This is a genomic window from Marinobacter sp. DSM 26671 (assembly GCF_900112835.1).
In the GTDB taxonomy this organism is placed as follows: Bacteria; Pseudomonadota; Gammaproteobacteria; order Pseudomonadales; family Oleiphilaceae; genus Marinobacter; species Marinobacter flavimaris.
Genome location: NZ_FONF01000002.1, coordinates 1 through 26974, shown reverse-complemented (window position 1 = coordinate 26974; position 26974 = coordinate 1). Strand labels below are relative to the sequence as shown.

30 protein-coding genes are annotated in these 26974 nt (G+C 57.1%); 17 read left to right on the top strand and 13 right to left on the bottom strand.

Annotation, left to right across the window (positions count from 1 at the left end):
- The first annotated feature begins 14 nt into the window (after nt 1-14).
- The 4 genes from BM035_RS02200 (at nt 15) to BM035_RS02185 (ending at nt 4773) form a co-directional block, all read left to right on the top strand.
- Nucleotides 15-1298 (top strand): NAD(P)/FAD-dependent oxidoreductase, encoded by a 1284-nt coding sequence (locus BM035_RS02200; RefSeq protein ID WP_092030142.1) that lies wholly within the window; start codon nt 15-17, stop codon nt 1296-1298.
- 303 nt (nt 1299-1601) lie between these two features.
- Nucleotides 1602-3125 carry a fibronectin type III domain-containing protein gene (locus BM035_RS02195; RefSeq protein ID WP_092030141.1) on the top strand — a complete coding sequence of 508 codons (1524 nt, stop codon included), beginning with the start codon at nt 1602-1604 and terminating at the stop codon, nt 3123-3125.
- An 89-nt stretch (nt 3126-3214) separates the two neighbouring features.
- Nucleotides 3215-3451 carry a hypothetical protein gene (locus BM035_RS02190; RefSeq protein WP_008175874.1) on the top strand — a complete coding sequence of 79 codons (237 nt, stop codon included), beginning with the start codon at nt 3215-3217 and terminating at the stop codon, nt 3449-3451.
- The gene (locus BM035_RS02185; protein ID WP_092030140.1) at nt 3448-4773 is read left to right on the top strand and encodes a sensor domain-containing protein; all 1326 of its coding nucleotides are present in this window, start codon (nt 3448-3450) and stop codon (nt 4771-4773) included. The genes BM035_RS02190 and BM035_RS02185 overlap by 4 nt, the downstream gene beginning before the upstream one ends.
- A 46-nt stretch (nt 4774-4819) precedes the next feature.
- Here BM035_RS02185 and BM035_RS02180 read toward each other — a convergent pair whose 3' ends face one another.
- The 9 genes from BM035_RS02180 to BM035_RS02140 all read right to left on the bottom strand — a co-directional run bounded on the left by BM035_RS02180 (nt 4820) and on the right by BM035_RS02140 (nt 12362).
- Complete coding sequence (locus BM035_RS02180) at nt 4820-5248, bottom strand: DUF7282 domain-containing protein (protein WP_092030139.1); 429 nt, start codon at nt 5246-5248, stop codon at nt 4820-4822.
- 120 nt (nt 5249-5368) lie between these two features.
- Nucleotides 5369-6097, bottom strand: coding sequence for an anti-sigma factor (locus BM035_RS02175; RefSeq protein ID WP_008175870.1), 729 nt, complete (start codon nt 6095-6097; stop codon nt 5369-5371).
- A complete protein-coding gene (locus BM035_RS02170; protein WP_008175868.1) occupies nt 6094-6702 on the bottom strand; it encodes a sigma-70 family RNA polymerase sigma factor in 609 nt (202 codons plus the stop codon). The genes BM035_RS02175 and BM035_RS02170 overlap by 4 nt, the downstream gene beginning before the upstream one ends.
- 105 nt (nt 6703-6807) lie before the next feature.
- Nucleotides 6808-7668: a LysR family transcriptional regulator gene (locus tag BM035_RS02165; protein WP_008175867.1), complete on the bottom strand. Its 861-nt coding sequence runs from the start codon at nt 7666-7668 to the stop codon at nt 6808-6810.
- On the bottom strand, nt 7662-8672 hold the full coding sequence (locus BM035_RS02160) for a phosphonate dehydrogenase (protein WP_008175866.1): 1011 nt from the start codon (nt 8670-8672) through the stop codon (nt 7662-7664). The genes BM035_RS02165 and BM035_RS02160 overlap by 7 nt, the downstream gene beginning before the upstream one ends.
- Before the next feature lie 9 nt (nt 8673-8681).
- A complete protein-coding gene (gene phnE, locus BM035_RS02155) occupies nt 8682-9512 on the bottom strand; it encodes a phosphonate ABC transporter, permease protein PhnE (RefSeq protein WP_008175865.1) in 831 nt (276 codons plus the stop codon).
- 8 nt (nt 9513-9520) lie between these two features.
- Nucleotides 9521-10384, bottom strand: coding sequence for a phosphate/phosphite/phosphonate ABC transporter substrate-binding protein (gene phnD, locus BM035_RS02150; RefSeq protein ID WP_008175864.1), 864 nt, complete (start codon nt 10382-10384; stop codon nt 9521-9523).
- A complete protein-coding gene (phnC, locus tag BM035_RS02145; protein WP_008175863.1) occupies nt 10381-11220 on the bottom strand; it encodes a phosphonate ABC transporter ATP-binding protein in 840 nt (279 codons plus the stop codon). The genes phnD and phnC overlap by 4 nt, the downstream gene beginning before the upstream one ends.
- 128 nt (nt 11221-11348) lie before the next feature.
- Nucleotides 11349-12362 (bottom strand): AraC family transcriptional regulator, encoded by a 1014-nt coding sequence (locus tag BM035_RS02140; RefSeq protein ID WP_092030138.1) that lies wholly within the window; start codon nt 12360-12362, stop codon nt 11349-11351.
- Between the two features lie 88 nt (nt 12363-12450).
- On the opposite strand from BM035_RS02140, the gene BM035_RS02135 reads away from it, so the two are divergent.
- Genes BM035_RS02135 through BM035_RS02125 form a run of 3 tightly spaced genes read left to right on the top strand, consistent with a single transcriptional unit; the run spans nt 12451 to nt 16918 of the window.
- Complete coding sequence (locus BM035_RS02135) at nt 12451-14064, top strand: FAD-dependent oxidoreductase (protein ID WP_092030137.1); 1614 nt, start codon at nt 12451-12453, stop codon at nt 14062-14064.
- Between the two features lie 5 nt (nt 14065-14069).
- Nucleotides 14070-15263: an L-lactate dehydrogenase gene (locus BM035_RS02130; protein ID WP_175497331.1), complete on the top strand. Its 1194-nt coding sequence runs from the start codon at nt 14070-14072 to the stop codon at nt 15261-15263.
- A complete protein-coding gene (locus BM035_RS02125) occupies nt 15260-16918 on the top strand; it encodes an acetolactate synthase large subunit (protein ID WP_092030136.1) in 1659 nt (552 codons plus the stop codon). The genes BM035_RS02130 and BM035_RS02125 overlap by 4 nt, the downstream gene beginning before the upstream one ends.
- Before the next feature lie 15 nt (nt 16919-16933).
- Here the strand turns inward: BM035_RS02125 and BM035_RS02120 are convergent, their stop codons facing one another.
- From BM035_RS02120 to BM035_RS02110, 3 genes are all read right to left on the bottom strand, one after another.
- Nucleotides 16934-17659: an SGNH/GDSL hydrolase family protein gene (locus tag BM035_RS02120; protein WP_092030135.1), complete on the bottom strand. Its 726-nt coding sequence runs from the start codon at nt 17657-17659 to the stop codon at nt 16934-16936.
- 24 nt (nt 17660-17683) lie between these two features.
- On the bottom strand, nt 17684-18016 hold the full coding sequence (locus BM035_RS02115) for a DMT family transporter (protein WP_092030134.1): 333 nt from the start codon (nt 18014-18016) through the stop codon (nt 17684-17686).
- Nucleotides 18017-18113: 97 nt separating this feature from the next.
- Nucleotides 18114-19139 carry a DUF2235 domain-containing protein gene (locus tag BM035_RS02110; protein WP_092030133.1) on the bottom strand — a complete coding sequence of 342 codons (1026 nt, stop codon included), beginning with the start codon at nt 19137-19139 and terminating at the stop codon, nt 18114-18116.
- A 470-nt stretch (nt 19140-19609) separates the two neighbouring features.
- Here BM035_RS02110 and BM035_RS02105 point away from each other — a divergent pair, with 470 nt between their 5' ends.
- The 6 genes from BM035_RS02105 (at nt 19610) to BM035_RS02080 (ending at nt 23209) form a co-directional block, all read left to right on the top strand.
- Nucleotides 19610-20299 carry a VIT1/CCC1 transporter family protein gene (locus BM035_RS02105; RefSeq protein WP_092030132.1) on the top strand — a complete coding sequence of 230 codons (690 nt, stop codon included), beginning with the start codon at nt 19610-19612 and terminating at the stop codon, nt 20297-20299.
- A 107-nt stretch (nt 20300-20406) separates the two neighbouring features.
- Complete coding sequence (locus tag BM035_RS02100) at nt 20407-20982, top strand: cytochrome b/b6 domain-containing protein (RefSeq protein ID WP_092030131.1); 576 nt, start codon at nt 20407-20409, stop codon at nt 20980-20982.
- 105 nt (nt 20983-21087) lie between these two features.
- Nucleotides 21088-21864 (top strand): hypothetical protein, encoded by a 777-nt coding sequence (locus BM035_RS02095; RefSeq protein WP_092030129.1) that lies wholly within the window; start codon nt 21088-21090, stop codon nt 21862-21864.
- A 100-nt stretch (nt 21865-21964) separates the two neighbouring features.
- Nucleotides 21965-22297 carry a hypothetical protein gene (locus tag BM035_RS02090; protein ID WP_092030128.1) on the top strand — a complete coding sequence of 111 codons (333 nt, stop codon included), beginning with the start codon at nt 21965-21967 and terminating at the stop codon, nt 22295-22297.
- Nucleotides 22298-22512: 215 nt separating this feature from the next.
- Nucleotides 22513-22884, top strand: a complete 372-nt coding sequence (locus BM035_RS02085; RefSeq protein ID WP_092030126.1) for a hypothetical protein — start codon at nt 22513-22515, stop codon at nt 22882-22884.
- A gap of 76 nt (nt 22885-22960) precedes the next feature.
- Nucleotides 22961-23209: a DUF1272 domain-containing protein gene (locus BM035_RS02080; RefSeq protein WP_092030125.1), complete on the top strand. Its 249-nt coding sequence runs from the start codon at nt 22961-22963 to the stop codon at nt 23207-23209.
- Between the two features lie 36 nt (nt 23210-23245).
- Here the strand turns inward: BM035_RS02080 and BM035_RS02075 are convergent, their stop codons facing one another.
- Nucleotides 23246-24442 (bottom strand): MFS transporter, encoded by a 1197-nt coding sequence (locus tag BM035_RS02075; protein WP_092030123.1) that lies wholly within the window; start codon nt 24440-24442, stop codon nt 23246-23248.
- A 119-nt stretch (nt 24443-24561) separates the two neighbouring features.
- Between BM035_RS02075 and BM035_RS02070 the strand changes: the two genes are divergently transcribed.
- The 4 genes from BM035_RS02070 to BM035_RS02055 all read left to right on the top strand — a co-directional run.
- Nucleotides 24562-25020: a hypothetical protein gene (locus tag BM035_RS02070; protein ID WP_092030122.1), complete on the top strand. Its 459-nt coding sequence runs from the start codon at nt 24562-24564 to the stop codon at nt 25018-25020.
- Nucleotides 25001-25426 carry a GFA family protein gene (locus BM035_RS02065; RefSeq protein WP_254775354.1) on the top strand — a complete coding sequence of 142 codons (426 nt, stop codon included), beginning with the start codon at nt 25001-25003 and terminating at the stop codon, nt 25424-25426. Before BM035_RS02070 ends, BM035_RS02065 begins: the two co-directional genes overlap by 20 nt.
- Entirely contained in the window at nt 25423-26637 is a 1215-nt protein-coding gene (locus BM035_RS02060) for a serine hydrolase domain-containing protein (RefSeq protein ID WP_092030119.1), read from the top strand. Before BM035_RS02065 ends, BM035_RS02060 begins: the two co-directional genes overlap by 4 nt.
- Before the next feature lie 83 nt (nt 26638-26720).
- Nucleotides 26721-26974 (top strand): transposase (locus BM035_RS02055; RefSeq protein ID WP_139216015.1); only part of this gene is annotated, 254 nt, incomplete at its 3' end.

Below are 26974 nucleotides of genomic sequence, written 5' to 3'. Positions count from 1 at the left end.
TCTGGCGTCACATAATGATCGAGTATCCCCCGGTTCCCTCGTATTACGCAGCTTCCGCCAATTCGGCCCCTGTGCGCCCGGCGCTGCGAGGGTCTTGCGAGGCCGATGTTTGCGTCGTCGGTGCCGGCTACACCGGCCTTTCGACAGCGCTGTTCCTGGCGGAAGCTGGCTTCAGGGTGGTGGTTCTGGAGGCAGCGACGGTCGGCTGGGGTGCTTCGGGGCGCAATGGCGGCCAGATCGTTAACAGCTTCAGCCGGGATCTGGACAGCATCGAAAGACAGACCTCTCAAGACCACCTGAAACTGCTGTCCGAGATGGCCTTTGAGGGCAGCCAGATCATTCGCCAGCGGGTGAAGAGTTACGGCATTCGGTGCGACCTGAAAGAAGGCGGTATTTTCGCAGCGCTCAATCCAAAGCAGCTCAGGCACCTGGAGTCTCAGCAAGCGCTGTGGCGCCGGTTCGGTTACGACCAACTGGAACTGTTGGATAGGAGTGCCATCCGTTCCCGGGTTGGCACGGAACGGTATGTCGGCGGCGCCATTGATCACACCGGCGGCCACATTCATCCGCTCAATCTGGCTCTCGGCGAAGCCGCGGCCCTCGAGTCGCGTGGCGGCGTGATTCACGAGCACTCCACGGTAGCGAGCATCGCCCCCGGTAAAACCGTAACCGTTAAAACCGACATGGGCGAGGTGAGGGCGCAAACGGTTGTCCTGGCGGGCAACGCCTATCTTGGCGGCCTGGTGCCGGAGCTTGGGGCCAAATCCATGCCCTGCGGCTCGCAGATTATTGCTACCGAGCCGTTGGAGGAGGCCGTTGCCAGGCAGTTGCTGCCGAACGACAACTGCGTCGAAGACTGCAACTACCTCCTGGACTACTTCCGGCTGTCGGGTGACAACCGCCTGATCTACGGCGGCGGTGTGGTCTACGGCGCCCGCGACCCGGCGAACATCGAACGGCTGATTCGTCCGAATATGCTGAAAACCTTCCCGCAACTGGCGAATGTGAAGATCGATTACGCCTGGACCGGCAATTTCCTGCTGACCCTGTCGCGCCTGCCACAGCTCGGGCGCTTGCACGAGAACGTGTTCTACTCCCAGGGTTGCTCCGGCCATGGGGTTACCTTCACACACGTGGCAGGCAAGGCATTGGCACTGGCAATCCAGGATCAGGCGGAACGGTTTGATGCGTTCGCCAGCCTGCCGCATTACCCGTTCCCGGGTGGGCGCGCCTTCCGGGTGCCGTTGACGGCGATGGGAGCCTGGTACTATGCGCTGCGGGACAGGTTGGGCGTTTGAGTCCCCGGAAAACTGTGAAACAGTACCCGTTTCATCAACGTTTAAATTTGTAATCAGTCGGCCCGCTATTCGCTCCCGGCCCGCAGCCGGGATTCAATCAAATTTTGGAAAATCTTTTTAAAACAATGCCCTATATATAGAAGTCCGGGCTCCATGCTGTAACCTTCCATCACAACGTGTATCCCTCCGTAAACGCCAATTTTCTGACGTAATCCCGCCGAAAAATCCGGAACTGCGCCGCATATAACCGAAAACTGCCGCTGTAAGATTCGCTCAAATTCGTCAAATAATTGGTGCGAAACAATGTCACATTGCGGCAAAAAACTAACGAAGCAAGGACTGCTGATTTTACCTGCGGTCGTTCTGCTTTCGGGCTGCGGTCTGGACATTTCAGGTGACGAAGACACCGCCACACAGTCCTCGGTCACTGCCGAGCCGACGGTCCAGATTGCCGGCGCAGCGGTCAAGGGCGTCATCCAGCAGGGGCTGGTTGTTGCCAACCGCCTGATTGCGGACAAGGACGGTATTTACGCGCCCCAACGCCAGGCAGCGAAGCCGGTGTTGACGGCAGACGACGGCAGTTACGAGTGGCAGCTCCGCGGCAAGGCCGAGGGCTGGGCGCTGGTTGAGCTCACCGCTGATGGTGGTACCCGCATGATCTGCGACGTTGTTCCCCAGTGCGATCAGGCTGGCGGCGCGGCTGTGGCGTTTGGACAGAGCATGCCCCTTGATAGCAATTTCAGCTTACGTGGTGCTGGCGACCTGCGCATGGAAACCGTAAACCTCACGCCACTGACCCACTTGGCTGTAACTCTGGCGGAGCGCAGTGGTGACGGTCTTTCACCGGTTGCCATTTCCAATGCCTACACCACAGTCGAAACCTGGTTCGGCCTTCCGGCTGGCGCCCTGCGTCTGACACCGCCGGATCTCACCAATCTGGATGAGATGACCGGCGTATCCGCTGACGCCATTCAGGTGGCGATTGCCAACGCGGCGTTCCTGGCACTGGTCAACGATAACGCCCAATGGGATTCGATTTCTGATGTGTTGGCTGATGTCAGCTCGCAGGTGAGTGCCAACGGCCAGATCAGCGTTATGGGCGATGGAACCAACGTGGCACTGGCGGATCTGGTTAGCGCCGCCGCATTGCAATCTTCCGAGCTTCAGAATGCAGTGGATTCAAGCGTCATTAGCCAGAGATTGGCCGTTGTTGAACACCGCAATGTACAGCGCTTCAAAACCATTGCCGATGTTAACGAAGAAAGTAATACCGACGTTGCAGATTCCGGTGATACCACCGACGGAACCACTGGCGGCGATGAAACCGCTGGAACTGATTCCGGCAGCACCACTGACACCTCAACCGATACCAGCATCGATACCTCGACCGATACCTCAACAGGTTCAACCGACGAGCAGGTTGCCGGTACAACTGAGCCCGATACGTCAGGTGACTCGACGTCAGGCGGTGATACAACCACCGACGAAACCGTAGCGGACACAGGAACAGACACTGAAACCAGCGAGCCCGTCACCGAGACGACGCCTGAGGAAACCGCTCCTGCAAACACAGCACTGCTGAGCTGGACCGCGCCGCTGACCCGCGAAAATGGCGACAGCCTGGCCATGGGTGAAATTGCAGGCTTCGAGGTGGTCTACGGCACCAGCGCTGAAAACCTCGACCAGAGCCTGGCCATTGGTGACGCCTCCGTCGACGAGCTGCTGGTTGATGAGCTGACTGAAGGCACCTGGTACTTTGCTATCCGTACCCTGGACACCGATGGTAATCGCAGCCGGCTGTCTGAAGTGGTCTATAAACAGATCTGATTTGGCGGTAAAAGGCAGCGACCCCCACTGGGGGCTTCGCTGCCAGCCTGCTACTATGTGCTGGTCCATTGCTCCATACCAGGTACATCATGGCCGGTTCAGACTACTCTCGCACTCTCCTTGAAGTGATCCCTGACGCCAGAGACGGCCTTACCCGCACTGAAAGAATCATTCTTTACGTCCTGCATGAAACTCAGAAGGAGCTGAAGGGCCGCAATGTCCCGACCGCCATGCTGTATGGCAGGGTGCTGGAATATGTGGACATGAGCGAGGCGGATCTTCATCTCTATCTGGACCGCCTGGGCGTAAAGGGAGACGGGATGTGACCATCGATTTCAGTCCTCTCTATCCCAAGCTGGTCAATCTCATACTCGACACGATCTTTGTGGTGGACGAGTCTGGCCAAATCGTTTTCGTCAGCGAAGCGTGCCAGCGGTTGCTCGGTTACTCGCCTTCGGAAATGATCGGAACACCGCTGCTGAACTACATTCACCCGGAAGACCAGGAGCGCACGCTGGCTGCTGCCCGCAGGGTAATGAGTGGGCACACTCACACGGACTTCGAAAATCGCTACCTGCACAGGGATGGTCATGCCGTGCATATCCTGTGGTCGGCTCGCTGGTCTGAGGAAGACCGTCTCCGGATTGCGGTGGCTCGGGATGTCACCGCTTTGCGACGGGGCGACCAGACCCGCAACGCGCTCTACCGGATCTCCGAAGCAGCTCACGAGGCAGAGACACTCCGCGATTTGTGCGATGGTGTTCATTCAATTATTGGTGAGCTTTTCCCCGAGTCCGATCTCTACCTAGGTTTCAATCAGTCGCACTCCGGTCGGCTCAGCTTGCCCGACTGGCGCACGAAGAGCGGTTGGGTCGACTGGCAGGTGGCCCCGGGATCGGCTCTTGAAGACGTCATCCACACCCGAAAATCGTCTATGGCAGTGCGGAATCCGGCGCATCCGGGCTTGGGGATGCACCCCAAAACCGGCTCGGAAGTTGCCAACTGGCTGGGGGTGCCTCTGGTTTTTCATGAGTCCACCATGGGCGTCCTGGTTATTGAGCGTGGTACGGCGGCCGTGTCCTTTGATGAGGCCGAAAAGTCGCTTCTGGAGTTCGTGGCAACCCAGGTTGCGATGGTTGTAGAGCGCAAGCGTTCGGAAGAAAACCTCCGATTCCTGGCGCACCACGACGGGCTTACCGGGTTAACCAATCGTTCCCTGTTCTACGATCGCCTGGAAACCGCGCTGCGATCAGCCAGCCGGAACGAGGGGCGGCTGGCGCTGCTGTACCTCGATGTGAATGACTTCAAGCAGATTAACGATACGCTGGGTCATGAAGCCGGCGATGAACTGTTGATCGAGATGGCCCAGAGGCTCAGGGACTGCACCCGTGGGACAGATACCGTCGCACGGATGGGCGGTGATGAGTTTACTGTTCTGCTCACTGATGTTCATGGGCGTGAGTCAGTTGAGAATGCCATAGCCAAGATTCGCGAAATTTTGAGCTTGCCGGTTGCCATCGGTGGCAAAACGGTTCGCGTTTGCTGCAGTATCGGTTCGGCCGTGTATCCGGAGGATGGTGAAACCGCCCGGCTGTTGTTCAGCAAGGCCGACGCGGCCATGTACGCGAGCAAGCGCCAATCAGAGTAGCGCTGGCTGCATGCGCCAGATGTGCAGGCAGCCAGACCGTGGGCGATTATTTCGCGGTAATAGTCGACATCACCAGCTTGCCGTCCTTTTTGATCGGGCCGTCTTCCTTGGCGCCCAGGGTGTATTCAAAAATACCCGTTTTCATCCCGCCGTCTTCGCTGTGAACCATCAGCATCAGCATGTCACCGGATTGCACTTCCTCGGTCAGGATGGCGGCGACGTCCATGTTCATACCTTTGCGCAACGGCGCGTGGGCGACAACAGGGCCCGGCTTCATGGATTCGTCGGTGCGGTGAACCACCAGCCACCCATTCTGCTCGGCAACCACCTTTCTGGCGGATACAACGCCGTTGGCAACAGACTGATCGTTGGTCCAGACACCGGCCTTGTGTTCAGCGGCCAATGCAGAACCGGCTGCGAAAGCGCCGGAAACGAGGGCGGCCAGAAGTGCGGAAGTTTTTGCGTGCTTGTTCATTGCGTTCTCCTGAGTGTCAGTGTTTCCCGCCCGTTGGGTTGTTTTTGGGCGGGTTAACTGCAGCTACGGGAGCCGATGCGCAAAGTTTCAGGCACGGAAGATTTTTTTGGCACCTGCCTATTAATTGTTTCCGTCGGTGGGGTAGAGGTAACCGTGAATCGCCGGTCCCGTGGGCTGTCCGGTGGGTGAGCCGCCTTCGGGCTCGACGCTGATGCCGAACGTGGCCTCCTTGAGCAGGGCAGGGTCGTAATTGCTCAACGCCCCTTCATCCAGCGCGAAATCGTTGCCCAGAACGCCCACGGAGCGGGGGTTTGGACCCAGCTCGTCGGCCTTGATCCACAACTGATAGGATTTTCCGGGTCTTGGCTCGGCAGTTACCGGCCGGATGTTGAGCCGTTGCTCCTTCAGGTCCACCGTCAGCAGGAAGGCCGGCTGCTCATCGTTGTTCTGGAAAACCGCAACAAACGACTGGGCTTGAGGCTCGGGCTGCGGCTGGAACGCCAGAATGGCCACGAGAACCAGGGCGGCCGCCGAGGCAATCGCCGTGCTCCAGCGCCAGCGGTTCAGCTGGCTGCGCAGCGCAACCACGTTTGACGTTTCGGCAGCCTCGCGAGGCGTCGATTCCACTCGGTCCAGAGCCTTCTCGATTTTTGCGAACAACGCCGGTGAGGGCTGAACGGGCTCGGTTTCCTCGGCCAGCTTACCCAGGCGCTCTTCCCATTGCAGAATCAGCGCATCTACCTCCGGGTCCTCATTGCGCCGGCTTTCAAGATAGGCCCGCTCCGAGGCTGGCAATGTGCCCAGAACGAACTCTGCAACCAGCATGTCCAGGTCGTCGCGTTCAGTCATGATTCGAGGCACCTTTTGAGCTGTTTCAATGCGCGGTGAAGCCAGGTCTTTACCGTGTTGACCGGCTGTTCAAACTGGCTTGCCAGGTCCTCCCGGGACCATCCGTTAAGGTAGGCCAGGCGCACCATGTCCTGTCGGTCTTTTTCCAGTTGGTCGATGCAGTGATTCAGTTGATTTGCCGCCCGCTGGTCTTCCAGCTGTTCCTGAGCTGATGTCTGCCGGCCTGGCATCTCATCCAGCTCGTCGCTGTTCGTGGTGCGTCCGGCGGGGTGTTTGCGCAGCTCATCAATGGCACCGTTACGGGCAATCGACACCAGCCAGGTAATCGGCGAAGATTTGCCGTCCTGAAACTGCTCGGCTTTTTGCCAGATTTTGAGATAACTGTCCTGGATAACATCGTCTGCCCACCCTCTGTCTCTGAGGATACGCAACACGGTGCCCAGAAGTTTCGGGGCAGTTGCCTGGTAGAGGAGGGCGAAAGCCTGGCGGTCTTTTTGAGCGACGCGGTGAATCAGCCGGGCAACACGCTCAGGGCCATCGGATGGCGACTGCGGGCCGGTTCCTGCGCTGGCATTGTCTGGGAGCTGATGGGAGTCAGGCTTCATGGGGCCTCGGGCTTTGGTGTCTGATCAGCAGGTTACTGGTTGGTCCGTTGTTGCTCAACATGAAATTGCAGTCTGGCTAACACTCGGTGTGAGCTATTCGTTTGCTCAGTGGCACAGTTGGCTGAGGAATGCAGAGACTGGCGGATGATTGGCCAAGGCATTCGGGTAGACCACCATGAGTTCCTTTTCCAACCCAGGGTTACTAACGGGGATGGCTCGTAGCGAGCCCGCCTGGACTTCCTCCCTTACCGTCGCTTCCAACACCAGCGATATACCCAGTCCAACCTTGACTGCCTGTTTGACAGCCTCTGTGCTCCCTAGTTGCATAGACACCTTCGGAAACGGTCCCTCGTCACCAAAGAAGTTTGCCAGTAGCCGGCCTGTGCCTGTGCCAGGCTCTCCGCCAAGCAGCGTCATTTCTGCGAGGGTGTCCCGATCTATGCTTTGAAGATCTGCGCATGGGTGATCGGGTGGAACAATCAGTACCATCTGTTCTCGCCGCCAATCCTGCGCCAGAAATCCGGGTTTAGGCTGCCACCACTCCATTATGGCTATGTCGAGTTCACCGATCGTTAGTTGCCGGGCAATTGAGGGGTTATTATCAATTACGAGGTCCACGTCGGGCGAGGCTTTATCGTCCCTGAAGGCCCGAAGATAGGGCTGGAGCATATATATGCCAATGTTTGAGCTCGCCCCTATCCGAACGCCGGCCCCCCGAACCGCTTCACGGGCATGTTTGTCGAGGCGCAATATACTGTTTGCGAATGGTACCAGTGCCAAAGCTGCCCTGGTGGGCTCGCAGCCTGATCTTCCCCTTCGAATCAACAACACATCCAGGTCTTGTTCCAGTTTCTGGATATGCTGGGAGAGAGTGGGTTGGGCGATTCCAAGATTCTCTGCAGCGGCCTGAAAACTCTGATGCTGGACCAACGCGATAAAGCTCTTGAGCCAGACCGGATTCAGCATGGAGAGTCCTCACGTAATGACGGAGAATTGATCGCATCCCGCGGCCGTTCACCCCGTAATGCCTGCAGAATGTTCTCGGCCGCCCGTTGCTCAATGGCCAGCCTTACACTTTGTACGGCCGAGCCGATGTGAGCGGTAAATAATGTGTTCGGATGGGCAAGTAACTCCGGACTGATTTCATGCGGACGATCCGTTCGTGCCCAGTCCTCCATTTCGAATACATCGGCGGCGTAACCACCCAACTGTCCGGAGGCCAGTGCCGCCAGTACGGCGTTCTCATCGACCACAGAACCCCTGCATGGGTTGATCAGATAGGCACCCCGCTTCATCAGTGCCAGGCGTATAGGGTTTATGGTGTGAAAGGTATGCTCGTTCAGTGCCAGCGCCAGTATTACGATATCGGATTGGGCGAGAAGCTCTTCCAGTCCTGTATGCGCCAGCCCCAAATTCCTCTCTTCATCAGAGGGCAAGCCCTCGGGCTCTGAGTAGAGCAGGTTCGCACCCCATCCCTGCAGACGGACAGCTATGGCCTTGCCAATGGCACCCATTCCAACAATGCCAATGGTAGCGCCCTCAATTCCCAGCCCATAGAACTTCGGCTGCCACCCTCTGAACTCTCCGGAACGAACAAATTCGTCCGCTGCCTTTACCTGCCGGGTAAGGCCAACGGTGAGTCCGATGGTCAGTTCTGCGGTGGGTACGGTTAAAAGATCCGGCACGAATGAAAGCCACACCCCATGGCGAGTGCAGGCGTCCACATCGAAGTTGTCGTAACCTTTCAGGGCTGCGCCCACGATCTTCAGGTTCGGGCAATCCGCCAGAAACTCATCGCCGATCCTGTCCGGCATGAAGGCCATCACGGCATCGGCTGTGGCTACCCTGGCCTTCACCGAATCTGGCGGGAGCGTGCGGTTTGACTGATTGGTTACAAGCTCACAATGTGGTTCGAGGGCAGCCAGGACTTCATCGTGTACCCGGTGAGTTATCACAACTCTTGGTTTCATTCGTTTTCCTTACTTGAATTTCTTACGGAGGAAGCCGCTCAGGCTGTCGACAATCGTGACCATCAGGAGGATAACAATCAGGATGGCACTGACTTCCTGGTACTGCATGATGCGCAGTGAGCCCATGAGTTCGAAACCGATACCCCCTGCTCCCACCATGCCCATAACGGTCGAGGCGCGGAAGTTGTACTCCCAGCGGTAGATGGATACATCTGCGAACTGCGGCAGAACCTGGGGCAGAACTGCGTGCCAGAGAACCTGTAGGCGAGTCGCTCCGGCGGCATCGGCTGCTTCCACCGGGGCTTCGTCCACATGTTCAATGGCTTCTGCAAAGAATTTGCCGACCATCCCAATAGAGTGAAGGCCGAGGGCAAGAACGCCCGGTAGCGCGCCAAAGCCGACGGCAGCGACGAAGATAATCCCCATGATCAGTTCGGGAACTGACCGCAGGCCATTCAGAATGGTGCGTGTTATGTGGAAAACAGCCGGGTGTGGCGACGTATTCCGTGCAGCAAGGAAAGCCAGTGGTACCGAAGCGGCAACCGCAATTGCAGTGCCGGCAATGCTCATGGCGAGGGTGTCGACAAGTGGCGAAACCCAGTTCATGACATTGGTAAAGTCGGGCGGCAGAGATTCACCCAACAGGACGCCAATCGCTGGCATGCCATTGGCCAGGGTTTTGAAATCGAGCAGGCCCACGTACCAGCTGGCAATGAGAATCACCGCAAGGACCAGACCTGTCTGCAGGAGTTTTTTCCGCCAGCCCCGGGCATGCTCATCCAGCACCGGAGCTGACGGAGCCGGCGACAGAGTCGCCGGTTCCGTCGGGGTATAACTCATGGATTTCCTCACATCTTGGCAAAGTCGAGGTTCAGGAGGCTGCCCATGCGCCGGATTACGTCGTAATCCGAATCGGAGATAGCAGCAAAGCCTTCAGCCTTGAGGTTGCTCAGGATTTCCTTGTCGTCGATGCTGATGAAGGCATTTCGAACCTTTTCTTTCAGCTCCGGGGCGAGATTTGAGCGCATGGCCCAGGGATACTGGGGGAATTCGCCGCTATATCCGAGAACCTTCACGTTATTGCGGTCAATCAGGCCACGATCCATCACATGCTGGAAAATTACCTCGGACAGGCCGCCGGCTTCTGCGTTGCCATTTGCCACATTCACTGCCACAGAGTCGTGGGACCCTACGAAATGTGCCTCATAGTCACGGCCGGCTTCCAGGCCCGCAGATTCCATCAGGACAGTTTTGGGAATCAGGTGGCTCGATGTAGAGGCCCGATCACCGTAGGCCATCTTCTTGCCCTTGATGTCAGCATAGGATTCAACCCCGGCGTCTGCGTTGGCAATGATGATGGAGCGGTACGTTGGCTTGCCGTCCACAATCATGGCTGCAAAGGGTTCGATGTCGCTCTTGCTCTTGGCCATCACGTAGGACAGAGGGCCGAAGTAGGCCAGGTCGATACGTCCGAAGCGCATGGCTTCAATCATTGATGAATAATCGGTAGTCACGATCAGCTCAACTTCCTTGCCAAGCGTGCTTTCCAGATAGTCTTTTAGTGGTTGATTGCGTTTGATCAGTTCAGAGGCGTTTTCATCGGGCAGGAGAGCAACTTTCAGAAGATCAGGGTCTGGATCCGCTGCGAGTGCCTGCGAATTCAATCCTGTCACCAGGCAGAGTGCTATCAAGAGGTTCATTAACGCTTTCATCGGGCTATCTCCAGTTTCTTCGGTTGGGGGTTAACGGGTTTGGTGGCGGGAACCGGGACGGTTCGGGGTTTGGTTTCGTAGTTTCCGTGGTAGATCTCATTCAGGTGGTGTTGCTTCAAGTCTGCAGGTGGTGCATCGAACACAATCCTGGCATTCGCCAGGCCGATGATTCGGTCTGCAAAGCGTTGGGCGTATTCCAGCTGATGCAGTGAAATAACAGCGGTAATACCGTCTTCCTGGCAGATATCGCGCAGTAACCCCAGTACCTTTTCCGACGTCGCCGGATCCAGACTGGCAACGGGTTCATCCGCGAGGATCATTGAGGGCTGTTGTGCAAGTGCGCGCGCGATGCCAACTCGTTGTTGCTGGCCTCCAGACAGCTGGTCAATCCTGGCCAGGGCTTTGTCGGCAAGTCCAACGCGTTCAAGGCAGTGAAGGGCAAGTTCAAGATCGCGCCTGGGCATTGGTAACAGGCTGCGCCAGGTGCTGTGATAGGCAAGCCTGCCCGTCAGTACGTTCTGGAGTGCAGTGTGGCGCTCAATTAACTGATGGTGCTGGAACACCATGGCAGTGCGGCTTCGGTGCAGCCGAACGGTTCTGCGGTTATCAAGGTCACCAAATTCCGCCGAAACGACCTTGCCAGCCGTTGGCTGCACCAGGTGGTTGAGTGACCTCAGAAGCGTGGATTTGCCCGCACCGGAAAGGCCGAGCAGGACCGTAAATTCGCCCTTGTTGAAATCAACGGTGGTTGGCCGTAGAGCAAGGACATTGCCGGGGTAAGTCACCCCCATGTCCTCAATGCGAAGCATCATGTCGGGGTATGAAGCAGGCGTCATTGGATCACCTTTTGCAATGAATAAGCTCGCTTGATTGCGACTTACAATGCAACGCTAATCCTGAGAGGTGACAATGCAGTGTCAGTGACGTGACACCTTAGTGACCATTTGCGCCGGCCGAAGAAGAATTACGAAGTCAGGTTTTCCTGCTTGCGCCACCGCACCGGTGGCATGCCCGTCCAACGCCGGAATGCCCTGTAAAACGTGCTTACCTCGGCAAACCCGAGCGCTTCGGCGATTTCAGGTAGGGAAGCGCTGAAATCAACGACCGCCTGCAGGGCTTTTTCACGGCGCACGTCGTCGACCAGCCCGTCAAAGGTCTGGCCCTGTTCCCGGAGCCGCCGGGCCAGGCTGCGTTCGCTGATGCCCAGGGCTTCGGCTGCGTCTGCCCGGCGGGGCAGAACCGGGCCTATCCGGGCAGTGAGCCATCTTCGTATTTCTGGCACTGAGGCACTGTTGATGGAGAGGGCGGCAAGGCGGGCATTGGTGTAGCGCTCGTGCACCTGGGCAAGCTGGGGGTCCGCCTGGGGCAGGGGCTGGTCCAGAACGGCGTTGTCGATCTGAACACCGCTGAACGCCTGCTCGAACTCCACCGGGCAATTGAATACGGTCTGGTAACCGGCCAACGGCCCCAACCGGGGCTGGCTGAACTGCACCCGGGATGGTTGCATCCGGGTGCCGGTAACCCAGCTTCCGAACCCCACCACCGACGCCAGCACCGCTTCGATCTGGTGCGGGCTGAAGGCCAGCCGGCCCTGCCTGGGATGGTAAACCAGCCAGGTGGCTGTGTTGCCGGCAACAATCTGGAACCGCCCGCCATCGGAGATCAGCCGCTGGAAACGCTGCACCATCACAATGGCCTCCCGCAGGGTTGCGGCAGATTGCAGCGCAAAACCCACGCCACTGATGCTCATCGGGGAGAACTCCGCTCCCACCTTCAAACCAAAGCCCGGGTCGCCGGTGCAGCGTTCGGCGGCGTGCCAGAGTCGGGTAATATCGTCGATCGGCCAGCGCTCCAGTTCGCAGGCGGCTTCCGGAATGCCGGCTTCTGCCAGCAGTTGGTTGGCGTTTAAAGACAGTCTCTCGGCAGCACCGATGACGGTGTTAACCCATCCAATGGAAACCGTGGCCTCTAACGTCAATTTTGTTGGCCTCTGAAGTCAATTTTAAAGCCATGGTACCGGTATATCTTTAAAGCTGACAACTCATTGCGATCGGGTCGGATGCGATATGGCCAAGGTGATTTCCTCAGACATTCTGGTGGTCGGCGGCGGGCTGGCCGGTATTGTCGCCGCTCTGGAAGGATTGCGCGCCGGCAAGTCCGTAACCCTGGCAGACCGGGACACCGAAGAACGGATGGGTGGCCTGGCGCTTTGGGCCTTTGGTGGCATGATGCTGGTGGGTACGCCGCTGCAGAAGCGCATGAAAATTGCCGACACACCGGAGATTGCCCTGGAAGACTGGCTCAGCTTTGGCGAGCTGGCCCCCGACGATGAATTGCCCCTGCAATGGGCCCGTTACTACGTGGAGCATTCACGCTCCGAGGTCTACGACTGGCTCAGCAACGAAGGCATCAAGTTCCTGCCCGCCGTGAACTGGGTTGAGCGCGGCCGTTTCGGCGATGGTAATCGTTTGCCCCGTTACCATGTGGTGTGGGGCACCGCCCGGGAACTGGTCCGCTGCCTGATGACCGCGCTGCACCGGGAGAACACCAGCGGCAAGCTCACGCTGCTGCACCAGCATCGCATTACCGAACTGGACCACGAAGCGGGAAAGGTCAGCGGCGCCCTGGCCATCAACGAAGCCACCGGTGAGGAAGTCCGCTTCGCGGCGTCGGCCGTGGTTCTGGCCACTGGCGGCATCAACGGCAGCCACAAGGAATGCCGCGCCAACTGGCCGGTGGATCGCCCGCAGCCCACCCGCATGTTGAATGGGGCCCACCCCTATGCCGATGGCCGCATGCATCACTGGGTGGCCGACACCCTCGGAGGCCGGATTACCCACGCTGGCGAAATGTGGAATTACGCGGCCGGTTTTCCGCATCCGTACCCCCACTTTCCGGGCCACGGCCTGTCCACCATTCCCTGTAAATCCGCCCTGTGGTTGAACCATCGGGGCGAACGGATTGGCCCGGAACCCCTGGTGACCGGCTTCGATACCCACTGGCTGTGCCAGCGCGTGGCCGAGCAGGAAAAGCCCTGGACCTGGCACCTGCTTAACTGGCGCATCGCCGCCAAGGAATTTGCCATCTCGGGCGCCGAGCATAATGCCCGCATCCGGGATAAACAGTTCCCCCAGTTTGTGAAAGAGCTGTTGCTGGGCAACCACGCCCTGATTCGGCAGATGCGGCATGAAAGCCGGGCCTTCCTGGTGGCCGACAGCCTGACGGATCTGGCCGGCAAGATGAACGCGCTGACCTGCTCCAACGACATCAACCCGGCAACACTCAAGGCTACCGCGGATGCCTTTGATGCCAACTTCGCGGCAGGCACCAGCCTCCACGACGACCCCCAGATCCGGATGATCCAGCATGCCCGGGAATGGAAGCCGGATCGCCTGCGCACCTGCAAGCCGGCCCCGTTGCAGAAATCCGGCGCCGGCCCCTTTATCGCCATCCGAATGCAGCTGATTACCCGCAAGAGCCTGGGTGGCCTGCAAACTGATCTGCAGAGCCGCGTCCTCACCGCCCAGGGCGCACCCGTTGAAGGTCTCTACTGTGTGGGCGAGGCTGCAGGCTTTGGTGGCGGTGGTGCCAACGGCAAGCGCTCCCTGGAAGGTACCTTCCTGCCGGGATGCATCATGACGGCCCGGGCAGCGGTGCGCTCCATTGTGGCGGGGGGCTAACCGCCATGACGCTGAAGCTAAGCTACCCGGCCACCGCTGAAGACTACCGTGCAAGGGCCCGCGCCCGGTTGCCCCGGTTCCTGTTTGATTACCTGGACGGCGGCGCAACAGACGAACAGACCCTCCGGGCCAATGAAACTGAATGGGACGGCATAAAGCTGCGCCAGCGGGTATTGATTGATGTCGATCAGGTGGATACCACAAGCACCCTGGCCGGCGAGACCTGTGACATGCCCGTGGTGCTCGCGCCGCTCGGGCTGGCCGGCATGATGGCCCGGCGTGGTGAAGTGCAGGCGGCCCGCAGCGCAGAAGCAGCCGGCATCCCGTTTACCCTCTCCACCGTGGGCATCTGCCCGGTGGAAGAAGTGCAGACCTCCGTTTCCAGGGCGGCCTGGTTCCAGCTCTACATGATTCGTGACCGGGCCCGCATCGAAGCCCTGCTGGATAAAGCCTGGGCTGCCGGCTGCCGCACACTGGTGTTTACCGTCGACCTGCCGCAACCGGGCATGCGCCATCGCGACTTCCGCAATGGCCTCTCCAGCTCCGGCGCCCGCGCGAAGGCCCTGAAGGCCGTTCAACTGCTATCCCGCCCGGGCTGGCTCTGGGATGTGGCCGTGCGCGGCGGCCCCCTGAACTTTGGCAACCTCAGTGACGTGGTGCCGAATGCCGGGGATCTCGACGCGTTCAAGGCCTGGATTGATGCCCAGTTTGATCCCACCGTGACCTGGGCCGACATTGAATGGCTGCGCCGCCACTGGAAAGGTACCCTGCTGCTGAAAGGCATACTGGATGGGGAAGACGCTCGCCAGGCGGTGAACGTGGGGGCAGACGGCATCATCGTCTCTAACCACGGCGGCCGTCAGCTGGACGGCGTCGCCTCCGGCGCAAGCAAACTGCCGGAAATTGTGGCCGCTGTGGGATCAGAAACCGAACTGCTCGTGGATGGCGGTATTCGCAGTGGCGTGGATATTTTCCGGGCCCTGGCTCTCGGTGCCCGGGGCGTGATGATCGGCCGCCCCTGGGCCTGGGCTCTGGCCGGCGGCGGTGAGGCCGGGCTGAAAAACCTGCTGGCCAGTCTGCAGCAGGAGCTGCGCCTGGCCATGACCCTCACCGGCGTTACCCGAATTGCCGACATCGGCACAGACCAACTGGATAGAAACTCAAACCCTGAACCCGGAAAGCTTGGAGAACAACAATGACAAACGGCGCACAAGCCCTGATGAAAACCCTGGTGGATGCCGGTGTTGAGGTCTGCTTCAGCAACCCCGGTACCAGCGAAATGCACTTTGTGGCCGCCCTGGATGACGAGCCCAAAATGCGGGCGGTTCTTGCCCTGTTCGAGGGTGTGGCCACCGGCGCCGCTGACGGCTACGCCCGCATGGCCGACAAACCCGCCGCCACCCTGTTGCACCTGGGCTGCGGGCTGGGCAACGGCCTGGCCAACCTGCACAACGCCCGCAAGGGCAAGGTGCCGGTGCTGAACATTGTTGGCGACCACGCCACCTACCACGTGAAATACGATGCCCAGCTGCAGTCTGATATCGAGACCGTTGCCCGCAACGTGTCCCCGGGGTTTGTACGCACGGCCAAGAGTACCGAAACGTTGTGCCAGGATGCCGCCGAAGCCATTGCCGCTGCCCGCAGCGCGCCCGGGCAGGTTGCCACGCTGATATTGCCGGCGGATGTGTCCTGGGGTGAGGGCGGTGTGCCAAGCGCGCCTGTGGCACCGCCGACGCCCGAGCCGGCAGACGATGCCACAGTTGAAGCCATTGCCAAGGCCATCCGTTCCGGCAAGAAAACCGCCCTGCTGATGGGTGGCCATTCCCTGCGCGAACCGAGCATGCTGGCGGCCGCCAAACTGGCCGCACACAGTGGCGTGACCCTGCTGGCGGAAACCTTCCCAACCCGCATTGAGCGGGGCGCCGGCCTGCCTTACATCGAACGCCTGGCCTACCTGGCCGAACTGGCTACGGTGCAACTGACGGACGTGGAACAACTGATTCTGGTGGACGCCAAGGCGCCGGTCTCCTTCTTCGCCTATCCCGGCAAGAAGAGCTACCTGGTGCCGGACACCTGCCAGGTACATACCCTGGTGGCGCCCGACCAGGACATCCTGGCCAGCCTGAACAAGCTCAACGACGCCGTTGGCGCCAGCCAGGCCGAACCGAAGCTGCAACCAGCGAAACGGCCGGGCCGGCCACGGGGCAAGCTCACCGCCGAGAAAGTCTGCAAAGCGGTGGGTGAACTGATGCCCGAGAACGCCATCATCGTGGACGAGGGCATCACCTCCAGCCTGATGCTCTCGGTAATGACCGCCGGCGCGCCCCGCCACGACATGATCACCCTCACCGGTGGCGCCATCGGCCAGGGCCTGCCCAATGCCGTGGGTGCCGCCGTGGCCTGCCCGGACCGGCCGGTTATCGCACTGATCGGTGATGGCACTGCCATGTACACCATTCAGGCCCTGTGGACCATGGCCCGGGAACAGCTGAACGTAACCTCCATCATCTTCAACAACGCCTCTTACTCCGTGCTCAACATCGAACTGGAGCGGGTAGGTGCGGAAGAAGCCGGGGAGAAAGCCAAATCCCAGCTGGACCTGCGCGGCCCGGTGATCAACTTCGCGGAAATGGCCAACGGCATGGGCGTTCACGCTGTGCGGGTGCACACCGCCGAGGAAATGGCAAAAGCCCTGGAATACGCCCAGAGAATGCCGGGACCACACCTCATTGAAGCCGTGATCCCGGAATCCCTGAGCGGGGTCAAGCGCAGGATACTGCCGTGGATGCTGCGCTCATTGCCCAGCCTGCCGCTTTCGGTTTCCAAGGCGCTGAAGCGCAAGCTGGCGCCGTGAGGCAGGAAGGAAGGGTTAGCCTGGCCGGTTGGTGGGGCTGACCCTGTCTGCCAGTGCCTCGGCAATATAGCGGTATCCCTTCTGGCCGGGGTGATAGCCATCCCTGGCCAGAAGCTCAGGATCGGTGACCACCGGGTAGTTCACGTAACGGAAGTCTCCGGGAAGCTGGCGCGCCAGCCGGATATAGAGGTTATCCAGCTGCCGGGCCCGCCACCCCATCACATGCCGAAGCGGCGAGGGCAGCGCCGTGAACAGATGCATCGGCGGCACGCTCAGAAGCAGAATAGGCCCTGAATACCGTGGCGCCAGCAATTGGCGCAATGCCCGCAACTGCTGGCGGAAACGAAAGCGGGGCGTGAAGCCCGTGGTGTCGTTCACCCCCATGCTCAACAGCACCACATCTGCCTCTGGCAACTCGGCGGTTTCAAGCTTTTGAATCAACGCTCCAAGCCTTATGCCGTTGACCCCGAAGGTATGCCAGGCAATGGTCTGGTCGGTGCGCTCGTGAATCTCCTTTGCCAATTGGCTGGCCAGGCCCTGATCGTGGGTTTCAACACCCACGCCGGCCGCCGTGGATTCGCCAATCACAAGAACTCGCCTGGCGGGAGTGCCTTCGCCATATTGGCCGCACGGAGCGCCTCCGGCCTCCGGCAACCTGGGCGTTGTGCGGCGCGCCTGTTTGCCCTGGTAGAGTAGCACCGGAAAGAGCAGGGTAGTGGTCAGCCAAAAGGGGAGATGCATGGGTGCTCCGGTTTTATTGCTTGGTTAGTGAGCGACTGATTTGGAAAACAGATTGATCACTGCAACCCCGGTGATGATCAGCGCCATACCAATCAAAGTGGCGGCATCCAGAGCCTGCCCGTAAATCAGCCAGCCGATCAGTGCCACCAGCACAACGCCCATCCCCGCCCAGATGGCATAGGCCACGCCTACGGGAATTTCCTTCAGGGTCAGCGAGAGGAAGTAAAAGGCAATTGTATAGCCGGCAATCACCAGCAGGCTGGGCCAGAGTTTGGTGAACCCTTCACTGGCTTTCAGGCCGGTGGTGGCTATCACTTCCGCTACGATGGCAACGCCCAGAAAAATCCAGCTCTTCACAACTTACAGCCCCCATTGGTGAACAACCGCCCGGCACGACCGAACGGTACTCTGTGGCTGCGGAGTCTATCAAAAACCAGGCCGATAACGCGCGGACTCATCCCGGCCAGAGCGGTGGCCATTGGCCGTGGAGCTTGTTGTACTGCTCGATCGGCTCGCTACGGTAGCCGCCAGCATAGCGCTCTTTCACGCTGGGATGCACCCAGGTGCGGTTGGTCTCAGGCGGCGGAATCTCGCGTACCAGCTTGCCCAGCAACTTGTACTTGCCCTTGTACTCATTGTGCTGATCGGCGTTGGCGTGGGTTACGGCGGGCAGGGAATCGTTGAACACCAGGGCGTGTTTTTGCGCTTCCTCTTTCAACCACAGCAGGGGGATATCCGCCAGGGTGCGGCCCTGTTTGTCTGGCTCGTAACCGCCGCCGACGTCCGAGTGCACCCCGGCAAACCAGACCTGGGCCAGATCGGTGCCGTCTCGCGGGTCCCAGAGCGTGGGTTCGAAATCCTCCCGCTGCTCGTCTAGCGAAAGCGCGTGGCGGGCGACGCGAATGTTGCTGCCGATCTTACAATCGTAGAACAGGTCCCGATCCTTGATCAGGCCGAAAAAAGTGAATGGCAGGCCCAGGGCGCCCACGGTATCCCACACCCCGACAAACCGGATCGGCGTGCGCTGTTCCAGCGAATATTTCGCCTTCCAGGTCATGGAGTGGTCGCCGTTGGCTTTGTGCTTCTTGGTTTTGTAGAGCTTGAAGGCCTCCTCGATCCGGCTGCCGTGTTCTTTTCGCAGAATGCTGCAGTTGTTGATCATTCCGCAAAGACTTCGGGCCGTGTAGGCACCGCGGCTGAACCCGAACAGGAAAATCTCGTCGCCGGGCTCGTAGTTGTGCACCAGAAACCGGTAGCCGTCCATCACGTTCTTCTCCAGCCCGTAACCGGTGGCGCCGGCGCGGAGTGAATCGTGGTAGGAGCCAATGCCCCAGTCGTAGAACACCACCTGCTCCACCCCGTTACCGTCGGTAGGCCGGATGGCGCGGGCAAATTGCAGAACGTTGGTGGGAAAGTCCTCACCCAGGATTTCTTCCGGGCGATTCCAGGTGCCATCGAAGCAGACAGCAATGCGTTTCATGGGAGTGACCTCCTGTCGTGTTGTTTCCCTGTGCCCCGCCTGTCGAAAGGGGAGCAGCCTTGCCCACCGCCCGGCGTATGGAGACGACCGGTACATCCTGTTTGGTGGATCTAGGTGAGTATCTCAGGTATGCAAGTGAGAGGGTAGTGTCGAGGCGCCGGGTGCTGGAGTTATACGCATGCGTTCGCAAAACTCCAGATGCCAAATGAGAAATGTCGGTAACTATCTGATAGGGTTGGAAAGATGGAAAAGACTGGGTGGAGTTATACGCCCTCGGTAGGAGCTGGAGTGGCTCAAAAGAGGGCGTATAACTCCGTCGGTAACCATGGTAATTGGTGTTCAAGATGCTGTTTTTACGAGAGAAATCCGATTTTTCTTGAGCGCGTTTGAATGGAGTTTTACGAACGGGTGATATACGAACGCGTTCGTATAATTAGCTGTTAGCTGCAATACAATCATTGGGAAATAATATGAGCCATAAAGAAATCCATAGATCACATCGTGTAGGGTGGTTACGTGCAGCAGTACTTGGCGCAAATGACGGAATAGTTTCAACTGCGAGTCTTATTATTGGTGTTGCAGCTGCAAGTACTACCCATGATAGTATTCTTCTAGCTGGTGTTGCTGGTTTAGTGGCAGGTGCTATGTCTATGGCTGCAGGAGAGTATGTATCTGTCAGCTCTCAGTCAGATACTGAAAATGCAGATCTCACACTTGAGAAGAAATCCTTAGAAGAAGATTTTGAGTTTGAAAAAAATGAACTTGCGAAAATATATGAAGGAAGAGGTGTTGATCCATTACTAGCACAGCAAGTAGCTGACCAGCTTATGGAGCATGACGCTCTAGGAGCGCATGCTAGAGATGAAATAGGCATCTCAGAGAATGGGAATGCTCGGCCAGTTCAAGCCGCATTTTCTTCAGCAGGCACCTTCACAATTGGTGCTGCACTTCCATTGGTGATTGCTTGGGTTGTACCAGTTAACTTACTCATTCTTCTTGTTGCAGTATCCTCTCTGCTTTTTCTTGCCCTTCTTGGCGGTATTGCGGCGCGTGCAGGTGGCGCACCAATAACTGTCGGTGCTATCAGAGTTACGTTCTGGGGTACGCTCGCAATGGCACTAACAGCAGGAGTAGGTCGAATATTTGGCGTGATAGCATAATGCCGAATTTGGTATTAGCACTCATGTTTTTAGATACAGCTAATACAGCTGTTAGCAGTAAAATATTCAGAGACATTTTTATTTAAAGAAAAGCTAAGGCGATTGATATGCTTAAAACAATTCGGAACTATTTTACGGTAAAGCTCACACCATTAATACGTTATCTGCACTATTCAATACTGCTCTTGGTATTACTCCAAATAATCTTGAGTAACTTTATTGAAATTAACGATGAAGGAGTAATAGGCCAAAATTTAATTGAAAATTATAGTACGTGGGCACATATAAGCATAGGCTTGTTGCTTGTAGTGCTTGCTCTTGCATTTACAATGATTGAACTATCGAAACATGGATTATCATATTTTTATCCTTACCTATCAGGTGACATTACTCAAATAACATCAGATCTAAGAAAATTGAAATCATTACAAATTCCAGATGCATCACCAAAAGGACTCGCAGCTGTAATTCAAGGGCTCGGTATAGGTGCGTTATTATTAGTTGTATTATCGGGCGCGACTTGGTTTATATTATGGTCGTACAATCCTACGCAAGCTAGTGATGCCAAGGAATTTCACGAAATATTTACCGGATTAATAGAAGTCTATGTGATTGGTCACGGAGGTATGGGCTTAATACATATTTATATTACTTACAAAGAACAAAAAGCTGCTAACAAATAGCTCCAGCGGACAATTTAAAGCGGCACTTGTTTTGCATTCGCAAAAACGTACCACTTTAAATTGCCGCTGAGCAAAACGTTAGCTTTCAAGGGAGTTCTGACAAGTATGGAATTTTCGGATAATCAGAAGGTTTTGGTTGAGGACTCGCTATATAGTGAGTACGACCTGTCCGATGTCAGTGATGAAGACGTTTCCAAGTTGGTGAGGACAGGCTCAGTAGATGCGTACTGCCCAAACTGTAAGTGTCAGAGTGTTTTCAAGATACAGGGGCCTGATTACTACCTAGCCGATGAAGAAACCAAAAAGATTACTAAATTTGGGCTTATTACGGTACACGGCAAATGTGTTCGCCAAGACTCGGACCGCCCTCTAGGGAAATGTGACCACGATCTTTACGTTCTCTTCTACCGCTCTAGCAGTGACCTGACAAAAGTCGGCCAATTCCCATCCAAGGCTGATATGGATTTTGGCGCGCTAGATGAAGCACACAAAGAACTATCAACACACTTCCGCAGAGAGTTAGGAACCGCAATTGGTTTGTATTCTCATGGCGTGGGTATTGGTGCTTTTGTCTATCTTCGACGAATTTTTGAGCAGCTTGTAGAGGAAGCTCGGCAAGTGGCCAAAGAGGCTGGAGAGCTGGACGAAGAAGTGTACGACCGTTCCAAAATGGTCGATAAAATAAAGCTTCTTTCAGGCCACTTACCTTCTCGGCTAGTTCGATCAGCTCACATGTACGGCATTTTGAGCAAGGGGATTCACGAGCTATCCGAAGAGGAGTGTAAAGCAAAGTTTGTTCTAATCCGGCAAGCTATTCATCTGATTCTGAGTCAGCGTCATGAAGAGCGGGAATACGCCAAAATCCTTAGTGCTTTGCAATAGGTTGAGCATAGCTAACCAGTAGCGCCAGTCGGACCGTTTTGTTCCGCTGCGCTCCACAAACCGGCCGCTGCGCACGGCGTTAAGCATTAGGGAAATCGGCATGATCAACAGGGCAGTTTTAATTCTTTTACTTTTATTATCAGGATCAGCTCTCGCTGAGGAAAAACCGCCTGAGCTTTGGTCATCGTTTAAAGACCTGAGCAAATCCAAAGAGGCTTGCGAAATACAAAGCTCATATGCCCTGCAAGTCCTGGGGCTAGAGAATCAGGTTGAGAATGAGTACGGAATATACGGGAACGTAAAGTCGAACCGTGTTGTAGTTAAATGCATAGAATTATCACCTAACCAAAGCAAACTCATGGTTGCGGTTGCTGGCTACAATAGGGATTCGGTTGAGCTTGTGAGAAATAAAATTATTGTTTCAATTCAGTAGTATAGAGCTTATAACAAGGCGCAGCAGTTCGCGGCCGATGTCCGCCGGGCGCCACTGTCGTGGCGCCGCTGTGCTTCGGCGTTAATTTTCAAAGACAGGGATAAGTCCATGCATCAAGAAGATCTGAAACGTTTACGAGAAAGCTGGCATGCGGCTTTTTTCGCAAGTGACATCGAGCGCCTTGCTCGGCGCGAGCATCAATCAAGGAGTCAGTTTTGAGAGCGGGAATCTTCATCGTATTTATTCCTCTGCTGGTTGGATGTGCAACCTATGAACAACCCATCCCTGCAGCACCAGGCACAGGCGAAATCGTCGAGTCGTCTTTTGAAAAAAAGGCCGTTGGTGAGGCTTCACTCATGACGAATCAGGCGCTGAAGTCATACCGCGAGGGATATGTCCATGCCACCGAGCACAAGGCTTTTGCTCAATCAGATGTGGGAGCCTGGTCTTGGAAGTCAAATAGAACCTCAATCAAGTACGCGATAGAGAACTCGTTGATAGATTGTCAGAAAAATAACAAAAAACACGAAGCTGAATATCCGTGCAAGATTATTAATATTGACGGGAAATGGGTCGGGGAGCGCTAGATCAGATATAGTTTCTCATCACTGCACGACAAAGCCGCGCATGCTGGCGGCGTGATGAATCAGCAGGGAGAACTCGATGCTCGAATTAAGACCCAATTGCGAGTGCTGCAACAAGGATTTGCCACCGGACTCCAGTGAGGCTGTCATCTGCACATTCGAATGCACGTTCTGCCAATCGTGCGCCTCGGGTATTTTGGATAACCAATGCCCCAACTGTGGTGGTAATTTCTCGCCCCGTCCGATTCGCCCTGCGTCACTGCTTGGTAAATATCCGGCGTCAACCAAACGTGTGCTTAGGGCCGGTGGTTGCAGCGCCAATTCATAACCAGTCGCAGTAGTACGCGGCCGTTTGCCGGCCTCATCACGCCTCTACCCGTTCCCGCCGAATCAACAGTACCAATGCCAGCGCCGCCAGTGACCCCATAACAGCGGCGAAACTGATTCCGGTTGTGGTCAGGCTGGTCACGGTTGCCATCACGCCCAGGCCGATCACCGGCACCGAGATCGCGATATAGGCCACAACAAAGAAGGCGGACGTTACGGCGGCCTTCTCCGCAATCGGGCTGGCCGAGGCGATGGCGCCCATGCCGGCCCGGAATGAAATACCCTGGCCCATGCCGGCAATCACGGCGCCGGTTATGAATAGTGCGAGGGATTGGGTATAGATGCCCATTGCTATCGGAATTACCCCGAGCATCAGAGACACACAGCCCAGAGGAAGGCGCAGCCGCAGCGGCAGGGCACCTTGCAGGAACTGGCCCAGGGTTGAGGCGATGAAAATACTGCCGGCAACAACACCGATCAGCAACCGGTTGTCATAGCCCAGCACCTTACCCATCATCGCCGGGGCGATGGAGGTGAAGAACCCGCACATGGCGAAGCCCGCAAATCCGGCAATGGCGGCGGGAATGAATACACCGCGAACTTCCGGTGGCACGCTCAGGCGCTGGACGGTCAGTTTTGGGCGAGCGGGTTTCGAGACGGTCTCCGGGGCTGCCCAGACGCAGCACACGGCCAGCAGGGCCATGGCGGAGTGCACCAGAAAGGTCAGGTGCAGTGGCCACGGCAGATACTCGGAGAGGGCGCCGGCAAGCATTGGGCCGAGGCCAAGCCCGCCCATGTTGGCCGCCGTAGCAAAGAAGGTTGCCTTGTCCCGCCAGTGGGGTGGTGCCAATTCAAGCACGGCCACGGTGGCCGTGCCGGTAAAGATCCCCGCAGACAGACCGGACAGCACCCGGCCGGTGAGTATCATTCCCAGCCCATTGGCCTGCCAGAACACCAGGTCGCTGATAATGGAACAAGCCAGGCCCGCGAACAGCATTGGCCGCCGGCCTATCTGATCAGACCAGCGCCCCGTCATGACCAGTGCGGCGATCACACCAAAGGCATAGGCGGCAAAGATGATGGTGATCATCAGATCGGAAAAGCCGAACCTGTCCTGGTAGATAGGGTAGAGCGGTGTCGGCATGGTGGTGCCGATCATGGTCACACTGAAGGTAAAGGCCGCGCCCAGGAATATGAGTAGCGGAAGCCATGGGTGCTGCTTGGAGGGGGCCATGCCAGAGTTCCAATGAACGGTTACTGAAAGGTCGATTACACTATCAGATGCGTTGGGCGGAATCGAAGCATCCTACCCACCAGGGCAATCGTCCAGCTTTAATCACGAAAGGAGAGAGCGTGCATCAATCAGCCGCCAAGTGGATTGCGTCGCTACTGAGAGACAGGAATATTCCCTTCCTGGTTTGTGGCGGGCTCGCCGTAAGGGCATATGGCTCCCAACGCGATCTGCATGACATTGATCTCTTTGTCCCTGGGGAGCACTTTTTGTCTGTGGTCCAAGCAGGGCAGCCGTTTATATCCAAAGCGGCTGCCCACCGCCAGGAGGAGGGCTGGAATCTGACTTACGTCCAGTTCAAATATGAGGGCGTCAAAGTGGAGGTAGGTAAAGCTGACGGTGCACAAATCTTCGATGCGCAGAATAGAGCGTGGGTTGCGCTAAACATCGATTTTTCTCGATACGAGACCGTGCATTTACTCGGCCTTGAGCTTCCCTTGATGCTGAAGAAAGACCTTATCTGGTATAAATCCGTACTCTCAAGGCCGGTAGATATCGAGGATGTCCTGGCTATTCGGTAACAACGATAGAGAAACACCGATGACTGTTCATTCTGGTTCCTGCCTTTGCGGCACCGTGACATTTGGGATTGAAGGCGATTTCGAGAGCTTTTACCTGTGCCATTGCCAGCACTGCCAAAAGGATACGGGGTCTGCGCATGCAGCAAATCTGTTTTCACAAACCGGCAAGTTGACGTGGTTGGCCGGTGAGGATGCCGTGACGTCCTACACGCTTCCGGGTACTCGCCACAGCAAGAGTTTTTGTAAGCTGTGTGGTTCCGCACTGCCAGGCACCCAGCTTGAAGGTTTGCTTGTGGTTCCAGCAGGGTGTCTGGACACTGACGTCTCCATAAAGCCAACGGCGCATATTTTCACGGCGAGCAGGGCAGCCTGGGATGAGGCGCTTGAAGAGGTACCCGTGCAATGACGGAGCTCACACAGGTGGCAGGCCTGTCTACGGAACATCTTCCAAACATAGAACGTCACCTTGACCGCTGCTATCTCCAGCCCGGGAAGTTACCCGGCGCGCTGACGCTGGTCGCCCGGCGAGGGGAGATTGCCTATGTGAAAGCCCAGGGGCTGATGGACGTGGAACGCAACAAGCCGGTCCGCCGGGATACGGTGTTCCGCATCTATTCCATGACCAAGCCGATTACGTCTATCGCCATGATGCAGCTTTATGAGCAGGGGCGGTTTTTACTGGATGATCCCGTACACAAGTATATTCCTGCCTGGAGACACCAGCGGATTTATAAAAGCGGGGTTTATCCCAACTTCCTGACCACGCCTGCATCCAGCACCATGACGATTCGCGACCTGTTCACGCATATGTCAGGCCTGACTTACGGGTTCATGCAGCGCACAAATGTTGACGCTGCCTACCGCGAGCTCAAGCTGGATGGCAGCAGGAGTATGTCGCTGGAAGCCCTGGTCGATCACCTGGCAGAGCTGCCTCTGGAGTTTTCCCCGGGCACAGCCTGGAACTATTCGGTCAGCACGGATGTGCTGGGGTATCTGGTGCAGTTGCTGTCTGATAAGCCGTTTGATGAGTATCTGCGGGAGCATATTTTTGAGCCTCTGGACATGTGTGACACCGGCTTCCACGTTCGGGATGATCAGCTTGACCGCTTCGCTGCCTGTTATCAGTACCAGGCCGGTGATCAGTTCACGCTGCAGGATGACCCCGAGACGTCTCCCTTCCGGCGCAAGCCTCAGTTCATGTCCGGCGGCGGCGGGCTGGTTTCCACCATCGACGATTATTTCCACTTCGCCCAGGCCCTGTGTCAGGGTGGCGAGTTCCGGGGGCGGCGGATTATTGGTCGAAAAACTCTGGAATTCATGTGTCGTAACCATCTGCCCGGCAATCAAGACCTGCCGGGCCTGTCTGTCGGTGCATTCAGCGAGACACCGTTTGCCGGGACTGGCTTTGGTCTGGGTTTTTCGGTAAAAACGGACGTCGCCAAATCCCAGACCAACGGCTCGGTCGGTGAGTACGGTTGGGGTGGCCTTGCGAGCACCAACTTTTTTGTCGATCCCGTTGAGGAACTGGTGATGATTTTCATGACGCAACTGATTCCGTCGTCCACCTACCCCATCCGTCAGGAGCTGCGGGCGATCGTTAACGGAGCGCTGCTATGAACATGTAGTAGCCCCCATTTAAACCGGACACCTTGGTAGAAGCAAAGGCCTAGGCATAGACCTAGTGCAAAGGAGTGTCCAAGGTGGAGAGAATCGAAGTCATAACCGGAGTGCAGCGCCGTCGCCGGTATTCCGCGCAGGAGAAAGCATTCATGGTTGCAGAGTGTGAGCAGCCAGGCATGTCGGTATCGCTTGTAGCCAGGCGTCATGGTATATCAGCAAGTCTGTTGTTCCGTTGGAAGAAGCTGATGAAAGACGGTGGCATGTCCGCGATTGAATCCGGTGATGAGGTTGTAAGCGCATCCGAGGTGAAAGCCCTGAACAAGAAGGTTCGGGA

Bases quoted from the DNA above. Each gene is read 5' to 3' on its own strand.
- BM035_RS02105 (WP_092030132.1), top strand. From the start codon at position 19,610: ATGAGCCATAAAGAAATCCATAGATCACATCGTGTAGGGTGGTTACGT.
- BM035_RS02125 (WP_092030136.1), top strand. From the start codon at position 15,260: ATGACAAACGGCGCACAAGCCCTGATGAAAACCCTGGTGGATGCCGGT.
- BM035_RS02130 (WP_175497331.1), top strand. From the start codon at position 14,070: ATGACGCTGAAGCTAAGCTACCCGGCCACCGCTGAAGACTACCGTGCA.
- BM035_RS02195 (WP_092030141.1), top strand. From the start codon at position 1,602: ATGTCACATTGCGGCAAAAAACTAACGAAGCAAGGACTGCTGATTTTA.
- BM035_RS02090 (WP_092030128.1), top strand. From the start codon at position 21,965: ATGATCAACAGGGCAGTTTTAATTCTTTTACTTTTATTATCAGGATCA.
- BM035_RS02065 (WP_254775354.1), top strand. From the start codon at position 25,001: ATGTCCTGGCTATTCGGTAACAACGATAGAGAAACACCGATGACTGTT.
- BM035_RS02165 (WP_008175867.1), bottom strand. From the start codon at position 7,668: ATGCTGAATCCGGTCTGGCTCAAGAGCTTTATCGCGTTGGTCCAGCAT.
- BM035_RS02190 (WP_008175874.1), top strand. From the start codon at position 3,215: ATGGCCGGTTCAGACTACTCTCGCACTCTCCTTGAAGTGATCCCTGAC.
- BM035_RS02180 (WP_092030139.1), bottom strand. From the start codon at position 5,248: ATGAACAAGCACGCAAAAACTTCCGCACTTCTGGCCGCCCTCGTTTCC.
- BM035_RS02160 (WP_008175866.1), bottom strand. From the start codon at position 8,672: ATGAAACCAAGAGTTGTGATAACTCACCGGGTACACGATGAAGTCCTG.
- phnD (WP_008175864.1), bottom strand. From the start codon at position 10,384: ATGAAAGCGTTAATGAACCTCTTGATAGCACTCTGCCTGGTGACAGGA.
- BM035_RS02200 (WP_092030142.1), top strand. From the start codon at position 15: ATGATCGAGTATCCCCCGGTTCCCTCGTATTACGCAGCTTCCGCCAAT.
- BM035_RS02095 (WP_092030129.1), top strand. From the start codon at position 21,088: ATGGAATTTTCGGATAATCAGAAGGTTTTGGTTGAGGACTCGCTATAT.
- BM035_RS02170 (WP_008175868.1), bottom strand. From the start codon at position 6,702: ATGAAGCCTGACTCCCATCAGCTCCCAGACAATGCCAGCGCAGGAACC.
- phnE (WP_008175865.1), bottom strand. From the start codon at position 9,512: ATGAGTTATACCCCGACGGAACCGGCGACTCTGTCGCCGGCTCCGTCA.
- BM035_RS02135 (WP_092030137.1), top strand. From the start codon at position 12,451: ATGGCCAAGGTGATTTCCTCAGACATTCTGGTGGTCGGCGGCGGGCTG.
- BM035_RS02175 (WP_008175870.1), bottom strand. From the start codon at position 6,097: ATGACTGAACGCGACGACCTGGACATGCTGGTTGCAGAGTTCGTTCTG.
- BM035_RS02120 (WP_092030135.1), bottom strand. From the start codon at position 17,659: ATGCATCTCCCCTTTTGGCTGACCACTACCCTGCTCTTTCCGGTGCTA.
- BM035_RS02080 (WP_092030125.1), top strand. From the start codon at position 22,961: ATGCTCGAATTAAGACCCAATTGCGAGTGCTGCAACAAGGATTTGCCA.
- BM035_RS02100 (WP_092030131.1), top strand. From the start codon at position 20,407: ATGCTTAAAACAATTCGGAACTATTTTACGGTAAAGCTCACACCATTA.
- BM035_RS02110 (WP_092030133.1), bottom strand. From the start codon at position 19,139: ATGAAACGCATTGCTGTCTGCTTCGATGGCACCTGGAATCGCCCGGAA.
- phnC (WP_008175863.1), bottom strand. From the start codon at position 11,220: ATGACGCCTGCTTCATACCCCGACATGATGCTTCGCATTGAGGACATG.
- BM035_RS02075 (WP_092030123.1), bottom strand. From the start codon at position 24,442: ATGGCCCCCTCCAAGCAGCACCCATGGCTTCCGCTACTCATATTCCTG.
- BM035_RS02060 (WP_092030119.1), top strand. From the start codon at position 25,423: ATGACGGAGCTCACACAGGTGGCAGGCCTGTCTACGGAACATCTTCCA.